The organism is Thiomonas islandica (assembly GCF_055383445.1).
Genome location: NZ_AP042391.1, coordinates 2771951 through 2789400, shown reverse-complemented (window position 1 = coordinate 2789400; position 17450 = coordinate 2771951). Strand labels below are relative to the sequence as shown.

At 62.1% G+C, this 17450-nt stretch carries 15 protein-coding genes and 5 pseudogenes; 12 read left to right on the top strand and 8 right to left on the bottom strand.

Annotation, left to right across the window (positions count from 1 at the left end; genetic code table 11):
• Positions 1-14: 14 nt before the first annotated feature.
• The 4 genes from ACZ47F_RS13475 to ACZ47F_RS13460 all read right to left on the bottom strand — a co-directional run bounded on the left by ACZ47F_RS13475 (position 15) and on the right by ACZ47F_RS13460 (position 3196).
• Complete coding sequence (locus ACZ47F_RS13475) at positions 15-1094, bottom strand: carbon-nitrogen hydrolase family protein (protein ID WP_464925186.1); 1080 nt, start codon at positions 1092-1094, stop codon at positions 15-17.
• A 125-nt stretch (positions 1095-1219) separates the two neighbouring features.
• Positions 1220-1873: a hypothetical protein gene (locus ACZ47F_RS13470; RefSeq protein ID WP_464925185.1), complete on the bottom strand. Its 654-nt coding sequence runs from the start codon at positions 1871-1873 to the stop codon at positions 1220-1222.
• Position 1874: 1 nt separating this feature from the next.
• Positions 1875-2624, bottom strand: coding sequence for a hypothetical protein (locus tag ACZ47F_RS13465; RefSeq protein ID WP_464925184.1), 750 nt, complete (start codon positions 2622-2624; stop codon positions 1875-1877).
• Between the two features lie 11 nt (positions 2625-2635).
• Positions 2636-3196: a hypothetical protein gene (locus ACZ47F_RS13460; protein ID WP_464925183.1), complete on the bottom strand. Its 561-nt coding sequence runs from the start codon at positions 3194-3196 to the stop codon at positions 2636-2638.
• Positions 3197-3572: 376 nt separating this feature from the next.
• Between ACZ47F_RS13460 and ACZ47F_RS13455 the strand changes: the two genes are divergently transcribed.
• The 7 genes and pseudogenes from ACZ47F_RS13455 to ACZ47F_RS13425 all read left to right on the top strand — a co-directional run bounded on the left by ACZ47F_RS13455 (position 3573) and on the right by ACZ47F_RS13425 (position 9581).
• Positions 3573-3920 (top strand): plasmid mobilization protein, encoded by a 348-nt coding sequence (locus ACZ47F_RS13455; RefSeq protein WP_464925182.1) that lies wholly within the window; start codon positions 3573-3575, stop codon positions 3918-3920.
• Positions 3917-6130: a TraI/MobA(P) family conjugative relaxase gene (gene traI, locus ACZ47F_RS13450; protein ID WP_464925181.1), complete on the top strand. Its 2214-nt coding sequence runs from the start codon at positions 3917-3919 to the stop codon at positions 6128-6130. Before ACZ47F_RS13455 ends, traI begins: the two co-directional genes overlap by 4 nt.
• Positions 6131-6238: 108 nt before the next feature.
• A complete protein-coding gene (locus ACZ47F_RS13445; RefSeq protein ID WP_464925180.1) occupies positions 6239-6607 on the top strand; it encodes an IS66 family insertion sequence element accessory protein TnpB in 369 nt (122 codons plus the stop codon).
• A gap of 3 nt (positions 6608-6610) precedes the next feature.
• Entirely contained in the window at positions 6611-6952 is a 342-nt protein-coding gene (gene tnpB / locus ACZ47F_RS13440) for an IS66 family insertion sequence element accessory protein TnpB (protein WP_464925179.1), read from the top strand.
• A 68-nt stretch (positions 6953-7020) separates the two neighbouring features.
• A pseudogene (locus ACZ47F_RS13435) lies at positions 7021-7347 on the top strand (transposase domain-containing protein); the annotation flags it as partial.
• Positions 7348-7443: 96 nt separating this feature from the next.
• Positions 7444-7646: pseudogene (locus ACZ47F_RS13430) on the top strand (IS3 family transposase); the annotation flags it as partial.
• A 183-nt stretch (positions 7647-7829) separates the two neighbouring features.
• Entirely contained in the window at positions 7830-9581 is a 1752-nt protein-coding gene (locus ACZ47F_RS13425) for an AAA family ATPase (RefSeq protein WP_464925178.1), read from the top strand.
• A 64-nt stretch (positions 9582-9645) separates the two neighbouring features.
• On the opposite strand, the pseudogene ACZ47F_RS13420 reads toward ACZ47F_RS13425, so the two are convergent.
• From ACZ47F_RS13420 to ACZ47F_RS13410, 3 pseudogenes are all read right to left on the bottom strand, one after another.
• Positions 9646-9984 (bottom strand): annotated as a pseudogene (locus tag ACZ47F_RS13420) (transposase); the annotation flags it as partial.
• Positions 9985-10049: 65 nt separating this feature from the next.
• Positions 10050-10496: pseudogene (locus ACZ47F_RS13415) on the bottom strand (ABC transporter ATP-binding protein); the annotation flags it as partial.
• A 153-nt stretch (positions 10497-10649) separates the two neighbouring features.
• Positions 10650-10811, bottom strand: a pseudogene (locus tag ACZ47F_RS13410) (tyrosine-type recombinase/integrase); the annotation flags it as partial.
• A gap of 179 nt (positions 10812-10990) precedes the next feature.
• Here ACZ47F_RS13410 and ACZ47F_RS13405 point away from each other — a divergent pair.
• Both ACZ47F_RS13405 and trbB read left to right on the top strand, forming a co-directional pair.
• Positions 10991-11266 carry a hypothetical protein gene (locus tag ACZ47F_RS13405; RefSeq protein ID WP_464925177.1) on the top strand — a complete coding sequence of 92 codons (276 nt, stop codon included), beginning with the start codon at positions 10991-10993 and terminating at the stop codon, positions 11264-11266.
• Between the two features lie 50 nt (positions 11267-11316).
• A complete protein-coding gene (trbB, locus tag ACZ47F_RS13400; RefSeq protein WP_464925176.1) occupies positions 11317-12213 on the top strand; it encodes a P-type conjugative transfer ATPase TrbB in 897 nt (298 codons plus the stop codon).
• Positions 12214-12258: 45 nt separating this feature from the next.
• Here trbB and ACZ47F_RS13395 read toward each other — a convergent pair whose 3' ends face one another.
• The gene (locus tag ACZ47F_RS13395) at positions 12259-12555 is read right to left on the bottom strand and encodes an addiction module antidote protein (protein ID WP_464925175.1); all 297 of its coding nucleotides are present in this window, start codon (positions 12553-12555) and stop codon (positions 12259-12261) included.
• 237 nt (positions 12556-12792) lie between these two features.
• Here ACZ47F_RS13395 and ACZ47F_RS13390 point away from each other — a divergent pair, with 237 nt between their 5' ends.
• The 3 genes from ACZ47F_RS13390 to ACZ47F_RS13380 are packed head-to-tail and all read left to right on the top strand — an operon-like array spanning position 12793 to position 17365.
• Positions 12793-15360 carry an LPD7 domain-containing protein gene (locus tag ACZ47F_RS13390; protein ID WP_464925174.1) on the top strand — a complete coding sequence of 856 codons (2568 nt, stop codon included), beginning with the start codon at positions 12793-12795 and terminating at the stop codon, positions 15358-15360.
• Positions 15361-15375: 15 nt separating this feature from the next.
• Positions 15376-15516, top strand: a complete 141-nt coding sequence (locus tag ACZ47F_RS13385) for a hypothetical protein (RefSeq protein ID WP_464925173.1) — start codon at positions 15376-15378, stop codon at positions 15514-15516.
• Positions 15509-17365, top strand: coding sequence for an ArdC family protein (locus ACZ47F_RS13380; protein WP_464925172.1), 1857 nt, complete (start codon positions 15509-15511; stop codon positions 17363-17365). Before ACZ47F_RS13385 ends, ACZ47F_RS13380 begins: the two co-directional genes overlap by 8 nt.
• The last annotated feature ends 85 nt before the right edge of the window (positions 17366-17450 follow it).

The following is a 17450-nucleotide window of genomic DNA, read 5'->3' as shown; positions in this document are numbered from 1 at the left end:
GAGCCACTTGGCGATCACCGATTCACCGCCCAAACAACCGGCGCGCCCATAAGCCGCGCCCACGCCTTGGTGCTGGCTTCTTGAATGCCCGGTGCAGCACTGTCTGGCGGCGCCCACCAGTCGTTGGACATGGCCAGGATGATCTCCGGCTTTTGCCACAGCGCCTCAATCCATGTCCAGGGTTGCACCTGCTCGACGCACAGCGCGGCCCAGACGCGCTCCCCTTCCAGACTGAACACGTGTTGCCACCAAGCCGGTCGCAGCGTGCCATGACTCCAGGGTTGCCAGTCGCCGCCCAGCAGTAGACCCGCTGCTTTGGTCAGCGGCATGGCCGCGGCCCGACCATGAGTGACGGCGACGACCGCATCACTTTTCCCTGCTTGAGCGCCGAGGAGCCAGAGCTGCCCATGCGGCACAGCCTCGGCGAACTGCTGACGCGTGCCAGACAGCCAATTCTCCAGAACGGCCTCCGGGAAAATCACGATCCGGGCCCCCTTGCCCCGGGCCAGCCCAGCATCAATGATGGACTGGTTGTTCTGGATGGCGCGGAGGATATTTCCCTTGCTGGGGACGATGTGTGTCTGGATGCCAACCCAGCCAGGCGGCGTAGATGCTGGCAACGCGAGGACATTCGCGCCGATTGCCACGATCGCCGCGATCAGCAAGATCGACCGGGAGATGCCGGCGGGCAAGCCGGGGCGTCCTTGTCTGGTCAGCGCAGACACTGCGGTGTGCATGGCGAGCATGGTGCCGATGGCGAGTGCAAGGCCGGTCCAGCCCATGCCTGGAAACAGCATGCCGGCGGCATTGAGGGGTGAGAGCCAGCCGATGACGCCCAGTGGCGGCAACGCCGTGGCGGCCAGCGCAAAGAGCAGGCCGGGCCTGTGGCTTGCAAGGGCCCACGGCGCGGCCAGAGCTACGCTGCATGCGACCCATGCCAAAAACCCAACGCCTGCATATCCGGATCCCCAGTAACCGACGACCGCGCCGACGATGGGCCAGCAGCCGGTGGCGTAGTAACCCAGGGCGACCGCCAGGCGTTCGACGGGGTTGCGCCCGGCGGCGACGGCGGCCACCAGGAGAATGGAAGACATCGGCCCTATTGAGCCCGCCCCGCCAAGGATCCACGCCAAGCCTGGGATGGTGCCAAGAGCAATGAGCAGCAGCAGGCGCGGCGGTCTGGCCAGGATTGCCGGGTGCCGCCCAACGGCATGGGCACTCATGGCCGCCCGTGCCCGGATCCGTGCGCCGCACCCATTGGCTTCGACTGCAGATCCTTCATCTGCTGAGCCAGCGCAGCATTCGCCGCGGTCAGATCAGCAATCTGACGAGTGTCCTGGATGTACATCCTTGTCCAGAACACGGAAACGAACAGACCAATGGCGATCGCTCCAGCGACCCATGTCCATTTAAAGGTCTTGTGCAGAGCATCCTTGATGGAATCTCCAATGTCATAGTGCTGTGTCACTTGGGCAGGCGCATGGATGAACGGCCCAAGTGCTGCGGCCAGTTCTTCTGGATTGATCTGCGGCGCGGAGCAGGTGGGACTGGAGCGCGACGTCCGCTCCACGACGGCGTTCAAAGAATCCTGCAGGCCCTTGATTGCTTCGCCCATGTCCCTGCGCACATCATCGAGGGCGGTGTCGATGTCCTGCAGCCCGCCCCGCAGCAGTGCCAGTACATCGGCACGACCGACGCCGCGGGCCCAGCCCCAGGCCAGCAAGGCCACATGCGCCGCGTTGGACGCGTCGTCAATCTCGAATCCAGCCCTGGTTGCGGTGCCCAGCAGCGCGTGAATTTCCTTCCACTCGGGCTCGGTGGGTGTGCGCCCCAGCACATCAATGAAGATCTGCTCAGAATTGCTGTAGGCCATCTCAGCACCCGAGCTCTTCAATCTTTGCCATGGCGCTGCCCGCGCGCTTCAGCCAGGATTCCAGCGCCAGGCGATAGCCGAACTGCAGCGCGCGCCCATCGATGCCATCTTTCAGAACTTCGTGGAAGGGTCTGCGGCCGATCATCACCGCCAGCTGATCGTTGAGTTCCGGCATCTCGGTTTCAACCCAGGCGCCTTCCTCGATGAGTTGCTGCCGCAGCGCATCGGCAGCCCAAAGGGCGAATTTGTCCGTCGGACCAAAAAACAGGTTTTTGACGATCAGGCCGGCCTCGTACCGGGCTGGCATATTGCGCAGGCGGTAGGCCAGCGCCCGGATGCTTTCCTGGGTGCGGCTGAGCAGCCAGACCGGAATTGCATTCGCCTCGCGCAGCACTTCGTTGACGATGTGGATCGAGCCGTCGAAGGCGCGGGTGCCGATCTGGGCCGGCATGTTGACGATGATGCGGTAATCGGCCTTCTCAGCTGCCGTGGTGAGGGCCGCCACCCGCGTGCCAAAGTCGATCCAGCCGTTCTCAGTCGACAGATCGAGCATGGCCGTCCCCATGATGCCGTTGCCGCTTTTCAAGCCGCCGTCGCCACACACGTCCGGGTTGGACAGATCGGCGTCGTAGACGACGACCCGCGGGCGTTCCGCTTCTGGCTGAGCCAGGTAGTGGTGGACCAGGGCACGCGCAGCCAGGCTCTTGCCGACCCCGCCCTTGTCGCCATCGATGATGAAAGTCTTGAGCATGCGGTTCCCCTTCAGGTGTTGTGTTCGCCGATGAATTTGCGTTTGGCCTCGGGAGGCCCTTCGATTTCCTTGCGTAGCCGGTAGTCCTCGTCGGACTCGTCCGCACGCTTGTCCGATCCGTCTGCCCATGGCGGCAGATCCGCACTTACTGCCATTCGATGCGGTGCATCTGGGCGGGATGACGTTTGCCGCGTCTTTGCAGGTTCCTTCGCCGGAGTCGTGCTCTTGTTCTTGTTCGGCACAGGCTTGGGCCGTTCGGTCGTCCGGCCCTGGAGCTTCTCCAGCAACTTCTGCATGGCGAAGTGCAAGTCCGCGCGCGGGATGTCGGGAAGTGCATCGGACAGGGCGTTTTCCAGGCTGCGGGCTGAAATGCCTGCCGCGATGGCATTGCGAATGCTGGCCTCACGCGCGGCAACGGCGCGCGTTGCGAACGAACGCGCGGACTCCGCCTCCTGGGCGGCCCGGGCGTTGCGCGCGGCGCGGTGCAGCAACTCGTCAAAGCGCTCCATCCCCTTGAGAGCAGCGTCCCGGTCAAAATCCTGCGTCTTGCCGGCCTTGTCTTGTCCTTCCATGAAACCTCCGAGCGGATCCGGATCGGCAGCGATCCCACACCTGGATTAGGGAGGAGGTTGCAGGAGGTGCGACAAGGGAACCGCGGAGAACCCCTGCACGGCGCGGATGCGCCATCGTTCGTCGGCGATGCATCGTCGATCGCCGGCAGTGGTTTTCGGGTGTCGGGCGGAGCCTGACCAGGGGGGTTGTTATACAGAGACCATGCGCCAGCAGGGTCGATGTATATACAACTCTTATCCTGCACGGGAATGACCACGCGCCCACCGATCGATTTGTGATCGATCGTGGTTGCGTGACGATCAAAACCCGTCAGAAACCGATCGGCGACGGACTGGACGGTGATCGACCTCAGGCAACCAGATACCGAATCTGGTTATGGGCAAGAAGACACCCAACAGAAAGAAGCTCGTCGCGTTCCGATGGGATCCTGACGATTACCGCAGGGTGCGCGAGTTAGCAAAGGCATGCGATCTCAGTGCCAGTGAATTCGTCCGCAGATGCGCGATGGGGCGGAAGATCCTGACGAAAGCCGACACGACAGCTGTGGGCGAAATCCGCAAGATCGCGGGCATGCTCAGGCACCACTATCCGAAGAACTCGAACTGGACGACAGACGAGAAAAAGCGCTACTGGGCCGGGTATGAGAAGTTGGTCAGTATTGCCGACCGGATTGAACATGGTCGCACGCGGCCCTCCATCGATCCGCCGGAGGATGGGGTGTGATCCCACACGTCATCAAGCTTTCAAAGAGCGGATCGACTAAAGGTGTATTTGTCGAGCCGATCCAATACGCCGCTCGCGACGATCTGGACTCCAAGGCCCAAGGGCTCGCCCCGGTTCCAGAAGAAGACATGGGTTGCGTCAACATCGACTTCGATCTGGATACAGAAGAGCAGCGGCTCTGGCTTGCCCAGGCGATGACGGCGACATCCAGTCGGTCCGTGCGATTCCAGGGCAACCCTGTTTACCACGTCAGCATCAGCTGGCCTGAAGGAGAGCATCCCACGCGGGAGCAGTGCGAAAAGGCGGTTCATCACTTCATGAAAGGCCTCGGCATGGGAGAAAACGAGGCGTTCTGGGCGATTCATCGCGATACCGACAACGATCATCTGCACATGATCGTCAACAAAGTGCACCCCGAGATGGGCATCGTGACGGGGCCGCCGCGGTTCGATTACGCATTGCTGCACAGGCTCGCGCGCGAGGTCGAGCTCGATCAGGGGTGGAGCCACGATGCCGGCGCCTATGTTGTGACGGAACCGAACCCGGGTAAACCGCAGATCATGCGCCGGGACATCGCGGTGAAGATGGGGCTGTGGAAGGAAGATGAGATCAGGCGGCCGAATCTGACGCGACAAATGATCGCGGTGTCAGAAAAAATTGGCGCGGAGCCCTTTCACACCTGGATCGCCGGACAGCCGGCCAAGGATTTGCGTGAAGCAATCCATCAACCTGGAGCAACCTGGGAAAGCGTTCACCAGGCAATAGCCAAGCACGGACTGCAAATCCAGCCCAAAGGCTCCGGCCTGGTGGTCACATCGACCCTGGCCGATGGCCAGGTCGTCGCTGCGAAAGCGTCGCAGCTGGGCCGCTGGGCCAGCAAGGCCGCCCTGGAAAAGAAACTCGGGCCCTACCGTCCGCCATCGGCTCTTGCCGGGCAAGCGGTGTATTCCTATCAGGATCACATTGAATCAGCAAAGACGAGATCCGAGTACCAACATGCTGGAAAATCCGCGACGGACGCCAAAAGGGCCGCGCGTCGCGAGGAGCGCGCACGAGCCAGGCAAGAGTTGGCCAAGCGCTTCGAGGTAGAACAGAAGCGATGGAGGCAGTTGCGCACGCAGATGCGGTTGGGCATGCGCGAGCGCCATCAGGAGGAGCGCAGGCAGCTGCAGGCCGAGTTGCGCGAGGAAAGGAAATTGGCCATTGCAAAAGACAAGGCGGATGGCGTTCCCTTCAAGGTGTCGCAGTCACTTTTTGCCTATCGTGCGGCGTTGCGCCGCGAGGAGCTGCAAAAACGCCACGCGGCGGAACGGCGTGCACAGGCTGTTGAGGTCCGTCGATCGTTGGACTGGCGCGCCTGGCTTGAGCATCAGGCCGAGCAGGGCGACGAGGCGGCCAAGGCCGCGCTGCGCGGCATCCGTTACCGCGAGCAGCGCAAGAGCAAGAAGTACCCGCAGCAGGACGGCATCGAGGGCGAAGAACTCGATCCGCTGCGCAAGCTCACCGTGGCGGCGCTGGATGCGCAGATCGACCCCAAGCGGCAGCTGGTGATCTACCGGGGAGCAGACGGACGCGAGAGGTTCACCGACACCGGCCCGCGCATTGTCATGCACGACAAGAGCGACGACAGCCTGGAAGCTGCCCTGCGCATGGCCGCGCAGAAGTTCGGCGGCAAGGTGGATATCACCGGCAGCAGTGAGTTCAGGGAGCGGGCGGCGCGGCAGGCGGTTCGGCTGGGCATCGAGGTGGTGGATGCGGATTTGCAGCACGTCGTGGCCGACGAGCGGGCGCGGATGCAAGGCGAGAGGATGCCCAGGCGGGCAACCAAGGAAACGGAGAAGGCCAGCGACTTGTCCCCAGAACTTGTGGATAAACCAGCACCTGCCCCGAGACAAGCCGCGCCTGCACTTGATCGGGCCGCAATGCCCAAAATACAGGCGCTCAGAGACACCCCGCGCGAGCAGGCCATCCGGACGATGGAGCAAGCCATCGGGCGATGGCTGGACGGCGACCGCAGCAGCGGGCCGGTCAAAGCGTTCATCGCGGCACACGACCGCGCCACGCGCCAGGGAGCCGATGGGCGCGCGCTGATTGCCGAAGTCGTGGATCGAGTCGTCACCCGCCGTGGCGACGGTGTGGCCGCCGACCTCGGCGGTTTCATGGCCTCGATCGAGCGACAGCGCAAGCGGGAGCTAGGAATGGGGCGGTGATCTTTTACCCTGAAAAGGCGTTCACCGTCTGTTGTCGGTAAGCGGCCGGTGAACCCATCTTTTCAATGAATCGTGGCTGAGCGAAGCTTGGGTTTTTTCGGAGACCCCATGCGAACAGACAAGCTCAGTGCGGAGAGGATTCGGGAGATCCTGGCCCTCGTTGATGAACTCAAAGCCAGCGGCGTGAGCGCCGAGGCTTTTGCGCAGAGCAAGGGCATCCGCTACGGGCAGATACGCGGCTGGCTGTCGCACGCACCGCGCTGGCGCGCCCAACTCGCAGGTCTGGCCCTGCCACCACGGCGCAGCACCTTCGTGCGTGCCCAATGCAACCCCACCCCTGCAGCGGCGGCAGATGGGAGTCCCCAGCCCGGACACGCCCGCATCACCTGCGTGACAGGAAACCGGCAGGCGCACATCGACTGGCCCGTGGCCCATGGTGCCGAGTATGCACAGTGGCTGCGCGCCTGGCTGGGGTAAGCCATGCTGCGCATCGAAGCCATCTGGCTGGCCGTGGGCAGCAGCGATCTGCGCGGCGGCATCGACAGCCTGCTCGGCCAGGTCGTTGCCCGGTTTGGATCAGCCCAGCCACACCACGCCTACGTGTTTGCCAACCGCCGCGCCACACGGCTGAAGGTGCTCGTCTTTGATGGCGCGGGACTCTGGCTGTGCACGCGTCGGCTGCAAGAAGGTCGGTTTGTCTGGCCGCAGGAGGAGGGTGCAACCCTGCACCTGAGTGCCGAGCAATGGAGTTGGCTGGCCGCCGGGCTGCCGTGGCAGCGCATGAGCGCGCACGCCACGGCCAGCGCCATTGCCGTGGTGTGACCCCCAGGTGTTTGTCGATTGGGAGAACTCGCAATTCTCGCGCGCGCGCGTGCGCGAGAGAATTCGGCATGGTCAGCGCCATCGACAACTTCAAACTCCAGTCCCTGGGCGACGAGCCGGCGGCACAGTACGCGCGCACGGTCATTGCCCAGATGCAGGCCGATCTGAAGTTCCAGCAGACCAAGATTGCGGCGCTGAGCTTCGAGCTGGCACGCCTCAAACAATGGCGCTTCGGCCAATCGAGCCAAGCGCTGGACACCCAGGGCCAGCTCTTCGACGCCAAGACGCAGGCGCTGCTGCAGCACGAGGAGCAAGCCGAGGACCGCGCCGCCGAGCAGGAGCGTCGCGCATCCCCCAAACGCACCCCGAAGCGCCAGCCGCTGCGATCGGATTTGCACAAGACGGTCGTGTAGGCAAGAACGCCGGCTGGTTAACGGTTACTCAGCACCTGACCTTCGCGTCAGGTGTCAAGATGGGTTCGCTGGACGCATACGATCAACGGGCTGTACAAGGCGGAATTGATTCACCGTCGGCCCCCTGGAAAACCAAGGAATCCGTCGAGCTGGCGACCCTGGAATGGGTGGCCTGGTTCAACCATCATCGCTTGATGGAACCCCTGGGATATATCCCTGCGGCAGAAGCTGAGGCAAACTACTGGAGGCAGCAAGCCAGTCATGTCACCACTGTGGCCTGACTTAAACCAACTGGCCTCCACGAAAGTCGGGGCGGTTCACTACTGAGCCATGACCGGTCATTCAAGTAGGCGGCGTATCAGGCGGCAGAACCGACACGCCGCAGGCGTTCAGGGTCGACCTGATGTCGGTGAAAAGGCGCGCCGACCGGTGTCAAAATCGATTCATACACGGAGGAGTTAAACATGGAGTTGCAGGCAGTTGAAGTTCGATCATTCAAAAAACTCGAAAAGATCGAGTTGCTCACCCCTACATTGACGGTGCTGGTCGGCGGAAACAATTCGGGCAAGTCCTCGCTGTTGCAGGGAATCCACTTCGCGATCACTGTTCTTCAGTCAGCGAGGCTGTCCGCAGAAGGGGGCAAGCCCATCAACACGCTTGGCTTCGACCAGTTCATCTATAAACCGACCGGCGATCTCATCCGCCTGAATAATGCGACGCCCATCACGTCAAAAAATGGCCCTGAATTTACTTTCACGTACACGGATGCCGGCTCGGCGGATCACCAGACCTTTAGCTTGAAACTCAGGCGAGGAAAGAACGCGAATATTGCGATCACGTTCGACGCTAAAAGCACGTTCTTCATTCGAGCTGCAAACCGAACAGAGCCTCTCTCAGTGTTTGTCCCCGGACTTGCCGGGGTCCCGCTGCGGGAAGAGCTAAGAACGCCGTCGATCGTTGCGAACGGTATCGCGCAGGGAGACTCCAACGTCTACCTTCGCAATGTCCTGTTTCGGATCTGCCAGGACCAAACGAAGCTCACCCGATTCCACGAGATGATCGCATCAATCTTCCCAGGCCTGACCATCTCCTCATCCTTTGATCCAGATACGCATCTCTATATTGACATATCTGTCGAACAGGATGGCCGAACTGTTCCGCTGGAGATGGTCGGCACGGGTGCACTCCAGGCAATCCAGCTGGTGGCATACGTCACTGCATATAACCCCGCACTTCTTCTACTGGACGAACCAGATGCGCATCTGCACCCCTCGAACCAGAGGATGCTGGCCCTGACGCTCCAGAAGATTACGGAGTCGGGCAGCACCAAGGTTATCCTCGCAACGCACAGTAGACACATGTTTGACGCCCTGGCACAGGACGAGAAAACGCAGATCGTCTGGCTTAAAGCCGGCACGAAGCAAGAAGCAGCTGATAAGACGAACCTTTCGGTGCTGCTGGACTTAGGCGCGCTGGACAGCTTCGAACTACTACATGCCGGCCAGAAAAAGATTGTGTTGCTGACAGAAGACACCAAGACGGCCAAGCTTCGAGTCTTCCTTGCGGCAAATGGTTTGGCTGAGGACGAGTATTTTCTTCAGCCGCTTCATGGGGTTAACAACCTCGCGGCCGCTGTGCCTATCGCTGACTACTTTACGCGTCAGGCGGTGGACACGCACGTACTTATCCACCGAGACGGTGATGGGATGACGGATGACGAAAAGAATTGGTGGATAACGAATGAATCGAAGAAGCTGCCTGAGCGCACTGATGTGTTCGTCACACCGTTCACCGACATCGAACACACGTTTTGCCGTCCAGCGCACATTTCCGCTGTTTACGGCATACCCCTCCCCGATGCCGAAGCTCTCGTGGGAGCCGTGATTGCTGCGAATGGCGCGGCGTTTGCGGCCGAATTCGCACAGAAGCGAAGCAACCTGAAGGACACGGCCTTGCGCAAGATGGAGAATTTGCCATCGGCCGTGGACATGTTGGCCAATGGTGTGCAATTTGAGTTCGTGAAAGGGAAACGCCTTCTCCCGCTCGTCCTGACCGCGCTCCAAACGGCCGGTCACAATCCAATGCGCCTTACGCAAACAGTGTCCAATGCACTCATTCATGCTCCGCTTCGCGATCGAGTGGCTGGCATCAAGCAGGCTTCGGGTGCGAGCGCTACAAGCGCAACCAACGTCTCGACGACGCAGGGCACCCAATAACAGGCCGTTGAAAAAGTGCTCATCAAACGTCCTGCCGCCGCTGATTTTGAAGACGCGAGCCACCTTGGCGCGTCTGCGAAGCGATTTCGAAGGCCATTGCGGCCTGTTTGCTGTTCAGGCCGACAAACCAGCGGTACAGCAGGTTGTAGTTGATCGCTTCGACCAGCAGCCGCTCGCTGCGAATGGAGAACAGGATCTGCAGCGGCGGGGCCTTGAGCAGCATCTGCGGCGGCACTGAGGGGCGACCGCAGCGGGCATACACCGCCTCGAACTGGCTGCTCATCGTCGCCAGCAACGCATCGACCACGGCTCGAAACTTGCGCAACGGGTGTGCCCGCGGCACACGATCTTCAAGGCTAATATAGCGTAACGCCTGCCGCAGCAGCTGCGGGGGATTTTTCAACGGCCTGTTAGCGGCGCGCCCGCAACTGGCGCTTTCGCTCGGCGAAGGCCGGATTCGCTGAGCGCTTACGACGCGCTCGGCGCGCCGGTGGGTGCGTGTGTTTTGTCGTAGGCGGTCACCACGTCGTCAACCTTGCCAAACATCTTCACCTTGCCACGCTCCATCCACAGCACCTTATTGCACGTCTTGCGAATGGTATCGCTGGAATGGATGGCGAGAACCACGATGTCCGCCCTGTTGTGCAGGTCTTGTAGGCGTTTGCTCGCTTTTTCCTGAAAGCTCGCGTCACCGACTCCCAGCACTTCGTCGAGCAGCAAGATGTCTGCATCTACTGCCGTGGAAATGGCAAACGCCAGGCGCATGCGCATGCCACTGGAGTAGGTGCGCAAGGGCAGGTCGAGGTAGTCGCCCAGCTCGGTGAAGGCGGCAATTTCTTCGGTTTTGCTTTTAATCTCGGCGTCGTTCATGCCGAGCAACAAGCTGCGCAGGCGGATGTTCTGACGGCCGGTGGATTGGCCACCGCAGGGCCATCGGTGCAGTTCAGCAGAAATTTCGCACGCCCGTTGGGTGAGACCGCATGCACATGCACATGGGCTGGGCGGTGATCGTGGGTGTAGATCATGATTTGCCAGCCGTCGACACGTAGAAGTGTTCCCATGCGGGCATTATCCCAGCTTCTTTGCCAGCTTCTCCGCCTCGACGTGCGTGTAGCGCTTGAGCATGGACAAGCTCTTGTGCCCCGTCATGCTGGCTACCTCCATGATGCCCAGCCCCTTCTCAAACAGGCGCGACGTGGCCTCGTGGCGCAGATCGTGGAAGTGCAGCCCGTCCAGGAATGCCGGATCGGGCTTCTTGGCGGTCTTGGCACAGTCGGCTTGATACGCAGCCAGGGCACGGGCCTTGCAGCGCTGCCAGAGCTTTTCAAAGCTGCCCTTGTCGCACCTCCTGCAACTTGCAACCCAATCCAGGTGTGGGCGCCTTGCCCCGATCCATTGCAGGAGTTTTAATGACCAAGGTCACAAAGCAGATTCCACCGAAGCTCTACGTCGTGAACTTCGGCGAGAAGGAGTATCTGGTTCGCGCGTATACCCAAAGCGGCGCGGCCACCGGGCTGGTCCGATCCATGATGGACGCGGCCAAGGCAAATACACGCCTGGCCAGTCAAGATGACCTGTTCGAGATGGCAGGGCGAGGCGTGAAGCCGATCGACCTGACCGCATCGGACAAGGCTGGCGGCGAGGGAAACGCCGCTGGTGCGGTGAGCGAGGCCAGCGACGAATGAGCGGCGCGCGGCAAGTCCACGACCGCCAGAGCGAAGCTCTGCGCCGAGCCATGGGCAGCGAAATCCTCGATCCCCTGGGTGATCCTCAGGTGGTCGAGATCATGCTCAATCCCGACGGGTCGCTCTGGATCGACCGACTCGGGGCTGGCATGCAGCGCGTCGCCACCATCGAGCCTGTGCGTGCGCTGACGATTGTGAATACGGTCGCCGCCATGTTGGACACCGTGGTCACGCCAGACCATCCAATTCTCGAATGTGAGCTGCCGCTGGACGGCAGCCGGTTCGAGGCGTTGATTCCGCCGCTCGTCGAGCGCGCCAGCTTTGCGTTGCGCAAAAAGGCCCTGCTGGTGTTCGCGCTGGATGACTATGTCGCAAAGGGCATCATGTCCGATGACCAGCGCCGGGCCATTGAATCTGCGGTGGCGGCGCGCAGGAATGTGCTCGTGTGCGGCGGCACTGGCACTGGCAAGACGACGCTAGCCAACGCCATTCTTGATAGCGTCGCCAAGGCCGACGCCGATCACCGCATCGTGGTCATCGAAGACACGCGCGAGCTGCAAGTCAAAGCCGAAAACGTGGTGTTCTTGCGCACCAGCGACAACACCGACATGACCAGGCTGCTGCGCGCAACCATGCGCTTGCGCCCAGACCGTATTGTGGTGGGCGAGGTGCGAGACGGCAGCGCCTTGGCCCTGCTCAAAGCCTGGAACACCGGTCACCCTGGCGGGGTCGGCACGGTGCATGCCAACGACGCCAGCGCCGCGCTGATCCGCATCGGGCAGCTCATCCAGGAAGCTGGTGTGCCGCCAAACCCGGAGTTGATCGCCGAAGCCGTCAACGTGGTTGTGTCGATCAAACGCACCAGCGAGGGGCGGCGGGTCGAGGAAGTCTCGCAGGTTCGCGGCTGGTCAGCTGGTGGCGGGTTTCATGTCGAGAGGGTTGCTTGAGCAACGCAACTGGCTTCACTGGCCGACCAGGGACAGTGGTAACCGTCAACCAGGCACTGACTCTGCATGCAGCCTGAGCTTGAGCGCTCGGATCACTTTCATCACCGTGGAGAACTCCGGGTTGCCTTCGGCAGACAACGCCTGGTAAAGCCCCTCGCGTGAAATGCCCGTGTCGCGTGCGAGTTGGCTCATGCCCCGGGCGCGGGCAATCGTGCCCAGCGCAACGCGGATGAGGCTGCCGTCGCCGGGGTCGTCTTTGATGCATGCATCCAGGTAGGCGACCATATCTTCGTCGGACTTCAGGTAGTCCGCCGTGTCGTAGCGCGTGAATTTTTCAGCCATCGTTCAGTCCTTCCAGTCCTTGGCAAGTCTTCCTGAGCTACTCCACCCTGGCCGACGTGCAACTGCTTTTCGACCTGTGCGAGCGCCATCAATTCTTCCCGGAAAAGATCGCGGAAGACGCTGGAGCTGCGGCTTACCAGCGTCAAGTGTGGAAGCTGACCGCAAATCGCACCTGATGCAACACCCCACCGAATCCAGTTGAGGCCGCTTCGCGCGAGCGCATCACACGGAGGGCGTGTGCATCAGAACGATCAGATCATGGAGCAGTTCCTGGCGTTTGCCAGACTGCAGGGGGTCAACATTGATCCCGATCGGCTGCAAGCCGATGGGCGCATTCATCGCGCCGACGTTGGTGATCTGCCGTCAGGCAAGAACGACGCAGGCTATCTGCTGCGGCCCGACGGAACCGGCTGGGTCACCAACTTCAAGGCCGACGGCAAGCCGATCAAGTTCAGGCCCGAACTGACGCGCGAACTGACGCCGGAAGAGACGGCACGGATTGAAATGCAGCGCGAGGCATGGCGCAGGCAGCAGGCTGAACGCCAGGCGATGGCCGTTGAGGAGGCGATCCAGCGATGGGAGAACTCCCACGAGCCCAAGGACTTTCCCTACCTGCAGGTACCGATGCTCGATCCGGCCGGACTGCGCCAGGGCAGGGCGCAACTGCTGGTGCCCATGATGGCTATCGACGCCGCCGGCGAGCCGTGCTGGGTTGGCATGCAGCGCATCACATGGGCGGAGCCCGGGCAGTCGGCCGACAAGCGATTCGTCTCCGGCACGCCGACCAAAGGCGCGTTTGCCATCATCCCAATTGTCGGCTCCGATGTCGAGGCACCCTTGCGCGCCTATGAGGCGGCGTGCAAGGCCGATCAAGTGGTGCTCTGCGAGGGCATCGGCACCGCACTGGCCATCCATCAGGCCACCGGACTACCGGTGATCGCGGCCTTGTCAGCGCAGAACCTGCCAGACGTGGCCCGCAGCCTGCACGACAAGCTGCAGGGGCGTGCCGTTATTTACGCCGACAACGACGGCGAGAAGGCGCAGTTCAAGGGACAGGCCTATGCCGTGCGGGCTGCCCGCATGCTGGGCGGCGCGCGCACGCGCATCGCCCTCCCTGAAAAGCAGGGGGGTATCACACCACCCGGTTACGACGCCCGCGACCAGCTCCGCGACAGCGGATCCGAAGCCATCCTCAAGACGATGGCCGCGACGCTGGATGCCAGGCAGCTGGAGCGGCGCTTCCCGCACATTGCTGGCCGCCACAAGCCCGGTTTGGCCGGGCAACAGGCGCAGCAGCAAGGCACCGCGCAACCGCAAGTCTCTCTCACCAACCACCAGGAGCAATCCATGAATAACAAAACGCCTGCAGATATCGAAACGCCTGCAAATCTCGACGCGCAGATCAAAGACACGCTGCACAGCGAACCGGTCCAATCGCCTGAGGCAACGCCCGAGGCGCAGCCCGTCGATGCACGCAGCGCCGCAGAAGATCGAACTGGGCAGCCTGATGATCAAGGGCTGCCCGAAACTCCCGAAGAGCGCCTCCTGCGCGAGTACGCGGCTCTGGCAGATCCCGTGCGTGCACAGCGGGCGAAGGCCCAGTATGACCTTGATGCCAAACACCGGGAACAGCGCGAGGCACTGTTTGGGTCGCTGGAACAACTGCGCGCCGACAAGATGCGCGAACTCAGCGGCATGGCCGAAGAACACCAGCGCTCGCTCATTGCGATCGAGGTGGCCAAGGCCGTCGAAGCGATGCAAAAGCGACAGATGTCGGAGCGCAGAAGCCTGCAGTCCGAGCTTCCCGACGTGCCCAGCTACCGAAATTTCCTGGAGGATCGGGCTGCGAATGATCCCGTGGCGGCGCGGATGCTGCAAGAGGAGCTGGCGCGGGCTCAGACCCCGGAAGCGGTCAAAGGCAAGCGGGCTGCCCGCGTCGAGCCTGCGGTGCTGGAAGGGCTCACGCATGAGATCGAGGACAGCCCTGACGGCAAGGCCATCCACTACGCGCGTGACGGCGAGCGGGTGATGTCAGACCGCGGTGAGCGCGTCGATCTCTACAAGATGGACGATCGGGAGATCGAGGCGGCTTTGCGCCTGGCCGAGCAGAAGTACGACATGGATAAAGGACTGGTGTTGACGGGCAGCCGTGAATTCCAGCGGCGTGCGGCGGAAATCGCAGGCCGCATGGGCCTGAAGATCCAGAACGAGGATCTTCGCAAGGCATGGGAGCAGGGCCGACTGACTGCGCTGCAAGCCGATGAAGCCGAGCACGCACTAGCCGCCACTGCGATGAGTGGGTCAGCCGGGTCGCTGGGCAGCATCGCCCGTCCGTCGAGCCTGGAAGCGTTCCGGGCGCAGGCGGCTACCTATCCGGTCGACCAGCCGTTTCTGGCTGCTGAATCTGTCCTGTCGCGCCTCACGCCACAGGGCTGGGACGCCCTTGCGGCTGCGGGGCAGGGGCATCCATTGACTCCCGAGCAAAAGGCCTTGCTCGAAGATCCGGAGCGGCCGGCTCTCATCGATGCACAGGACAAGCTGACCGAGCTAGGCCAGCTGGCCTACGACCGGATGCAAGCGCGCGCCGAGGACGAGCGCGAGAGGCAGCAGCAGCTTCGCACCCGGAACATCGATGAGGAGATGGAAAAACGCGAGCGCGAGAAGGTCCTCGAGCAACAGACCACAGAACACAAGGAGGAGGCCGCCGTAGAACGGCAGATCGAGGAGCGGCAGATCGAGGCGCCCGCGCCCGCCCTTTCCCGGCGCAGTCTTCCCCGTTCGCGCGATATGGGGCGCGGAATGTGAACCAGGAGAACCACGATGCAAACCCAACCCTTGATTCCCGACGCCATGGAGTCCGACGTCTTCGTTGAAATCCTGGCTGCCAGTCGCGACCACGCCGAGCGCGAGTTTGGCGCGGTATTCGACGATCAACCTGAAGACGAGGTGCAACATGGCTGACGATCTCAAGCAGCAGGCTGCTGCCGAAAAGAAACAGCGTGATCTGCGGCAGGAAATCACGGACCGCATGGTCCAGTCCCTCGAGCGTGGCCAAATCCCGTGGGAGCGCCCCTGGGAAAGCCTGGAACATGGTTTGCCGCGAAACATGGCCACCGGCAAACCCTACAAGGGCAGCAACCGCTTGCTTTTGCAACTGGCCCAGATGGACCGGGCGTATGCCGACCCACGTTTTGGCACGATCAAGCAGATCAACGAGCTTGGCGGCCGGGTCAAGCAAGGCGAAAAAGGTCACCCGATTGAAGTCTGGAAAGACCAGCCATTCTGGGTTCGCCGCGACGTCGAGATCAGCCTCAACAACATGCGCGTCAAGGTGTTCGACGAAGGCAAAGGTGTGGTGCATGTGGGCATGCCCACCGACAAGGCATCCACCCTGGCCGTCAAGGCGTCCGATTTGACGGTGCGCCATAACGGGAGGGAACTGGACTGGAGCGCAGCCCACAGCCAGCTCGATTCCGTTGTGTGCCGTGTCTACACGGTGTTCAACGTCGAGCAGTGCGCTGGGCTGAAAATTGAGCCGCTGAAGACGCCCGACAACAAGGTCGTCAAGATTCCGGTCGTCGAGCGTGCCGAGCAGTTGATGGCGGCGATGCGGGAAGATGGTCTGCGCTTTGCCACCCATCCGGAGCATGCCTTCTACTCGCCAAAACGCGACGAAGTGTCCCTGCCGCCGCGCGAGTCCTTCAAGTCGGTCGAGGGGTACTACGGCACGGCGCTGCATGAGATCGGCCATGCGACCGGTGCGGCGCATCGCCTGAACCGCGAGGGCATCACGGGCGGCCACCGCTTCGGCTCTGAAGGGTATGCCAAGGAGGAGCTGCGCGCCGAGCTGTTCAGCGCTTACATCGCCGCCGAGACCGGCATCCCCCATGACGAAGAGCAACACAAGGCGTACATCCAGTCCTGGATCAAGGTACTCAAGCAGGACAAGAACGAAATCTTCCGGGCTGCGGCAGAAGCCAGCAAGGCGGTGGACTATGTGCTTGCCAAAGAACAAAGCCTGCAAATCGATCGGGATCAGCAAGAGAAGTGGCATGAGAAGCAGGCGGATCAGCTGCAACCCGGCGATGTCATCGTCGAACGCAGCCTCAGTCGAAGGAATCCCGTCTCTGTGTCCCGTGTCGATGAAGTGCGCTTCAGGCGCGACGGCAAGGTCCATGTCGATCTGAGCGAAGGCTTGCAAACGCGCATTTACAACGCATCGGATAAGGTCGTCGTCTCCGGGATGCGGAAAGAGCGAGTGCAGGACTCAGCCCAGTCAGAGATTGCTGCACAGCAATCTGAAGCGCCGACCGTCAGCGTGTTCTGCCGCAAGGTCAACAACGCCGAGGATCTCTGCGAGAGCCTGACGGCGCTGCGCGAGAGCGCAGAGGCGACCAAGGTGCGTGTCGTGGATGGCGTAAAACTGTCCCAGCCGGACTATGACCGGTTCACCGCCGACTTCTTTGCCCCCCAGCCCTGGCTGGCCGGCAAGGGCGGCATTGACGAGGGCGACGCGCGCTGCGTCATCCAGGTCACCGCTCAGGATCGGCAGACTCTGCATATCGACCCATCCGGGTACGACTACGCGCGGTATGTCGGGATCCCCGCAGGCGACGTGCAGCGCGTGATGGACAGCCGATCTCTCGTCGTGGCGAAGGCTGAGCCCGCGCAACAAAAAGACATCAGCGCGCGCGTGGATGAGGATCGCCATCTCGATGCCGGCGACGGCCGGCGCAGCGACTGGACTGAACGCTCGGTTCGCTCGCCCCAGCGCCAGTCCACGCGTCGGTCCGCGGATCTGGGACGCTGACGCCCATCGCGCCCAGCGGCAGGTGGCGCAAATAACAGCCGCAGCGTGCGGCCGGATTCCTTTCCTGCCCACAGCAGGGTTCCTT

Excerpts from the sequence above, each read along its gene's own strand:
- ACZ47F_RS13475 (WP_464925186.1), bottom strand. The coding sequence starts at position 1,094 with ATGTCTTCCATTCTCCTGGTGGCCGCCGTCGCCGCCGGGCGCAACCCC.
- ACZ47F_RS13470 (WP_464925185.1), bottom strand. The coding sequence starts at position 1,873 with ATGGCCTACAGCAATTCTGAGCAGATCTTCATTGATGTGCTGGGGCGC.
- ACZ47F_RS13465 (WP_464925184.1), bottom strand. The coding sequence starts at position 2,624 with ATGCTCAAGACTTTCATCATCGATGGCGACAAGGGCGGGGTCGGCAAG.
- ACZ47F_RS13460 (WP_464925183.1), bottom strand. The coding sequence starts at position 3,196 with ATGGAAGGACAAGACAAGGCCGGCAAGACGCAGGATTTTGACCGGGAC.
- ACZ47F_RS13455 (WP_464925182.1), top strand. The coding sequence starts at position 3,573 with ATGGGCAAGAAGACACCCAACAGAAAGAAGCTCGTCGCGTTCCGATGG.
- ACZ47F_RS13445 (WP_464925180.1), top strand. The coding sequence starts at position 6,239 with ATGCGAACAGACAAGCTCAGTGCGGAGAGGATTCGGGAGATCCTGGCC.
- tnpB (WP_464925179.1), top strand. The coding sequence starts at position 6,611 with ATGCTGCGCATCGAAGCCATCTGGCTGGCCGTGGGCAGCAGCGATCTG.
- ACZ47F_RS13425 (WP_464925178.1), top strand. The coding sequence starts at position 7,830 with ATGGAGTTGCAGGCAGTTGAAGTTCGATCATTCAAAAAACTCGAAAAG.
- ACZ47F_RS13405 (WP_464925177.1), top strand. The coding sequence starts at position 10,991 with ATGACCAAGGTCACAAAGCAGATTCCACCGAAGCTCTACGTCGTGAAC.
- trbB (WP_464925176.1), top strand. The coding sequence starts at position 11,317 with ATGGGCAGCGAAATCCTCGATCCCCTGGGTGATCCTCAGGTGGTCGAG.
- ACZ47F_RS13395 (WP_464925175.1), bottom strand. The coding sequence starts at position 12,555 with ATGGCTGAAAAATTCACGCGCTACGACACGGCGGACTACCTGAAGTCC.
- ACZ47F_RS13385 (WP_464925173.1), top strand. The coding sequence starts at position 15,376 with ATGCAAACCCAACCCTTGATTCCCGACGCCATGGAGTCCGACGTCTTC.
- ACZ47F_RS13380 (WP_464925172.1), top strand. The coding sequence starts at position 15,509 with ATGGCTGACGATCTCAAGCAGCAGGCTGCTGCCGAAAAGAAACAGCGT.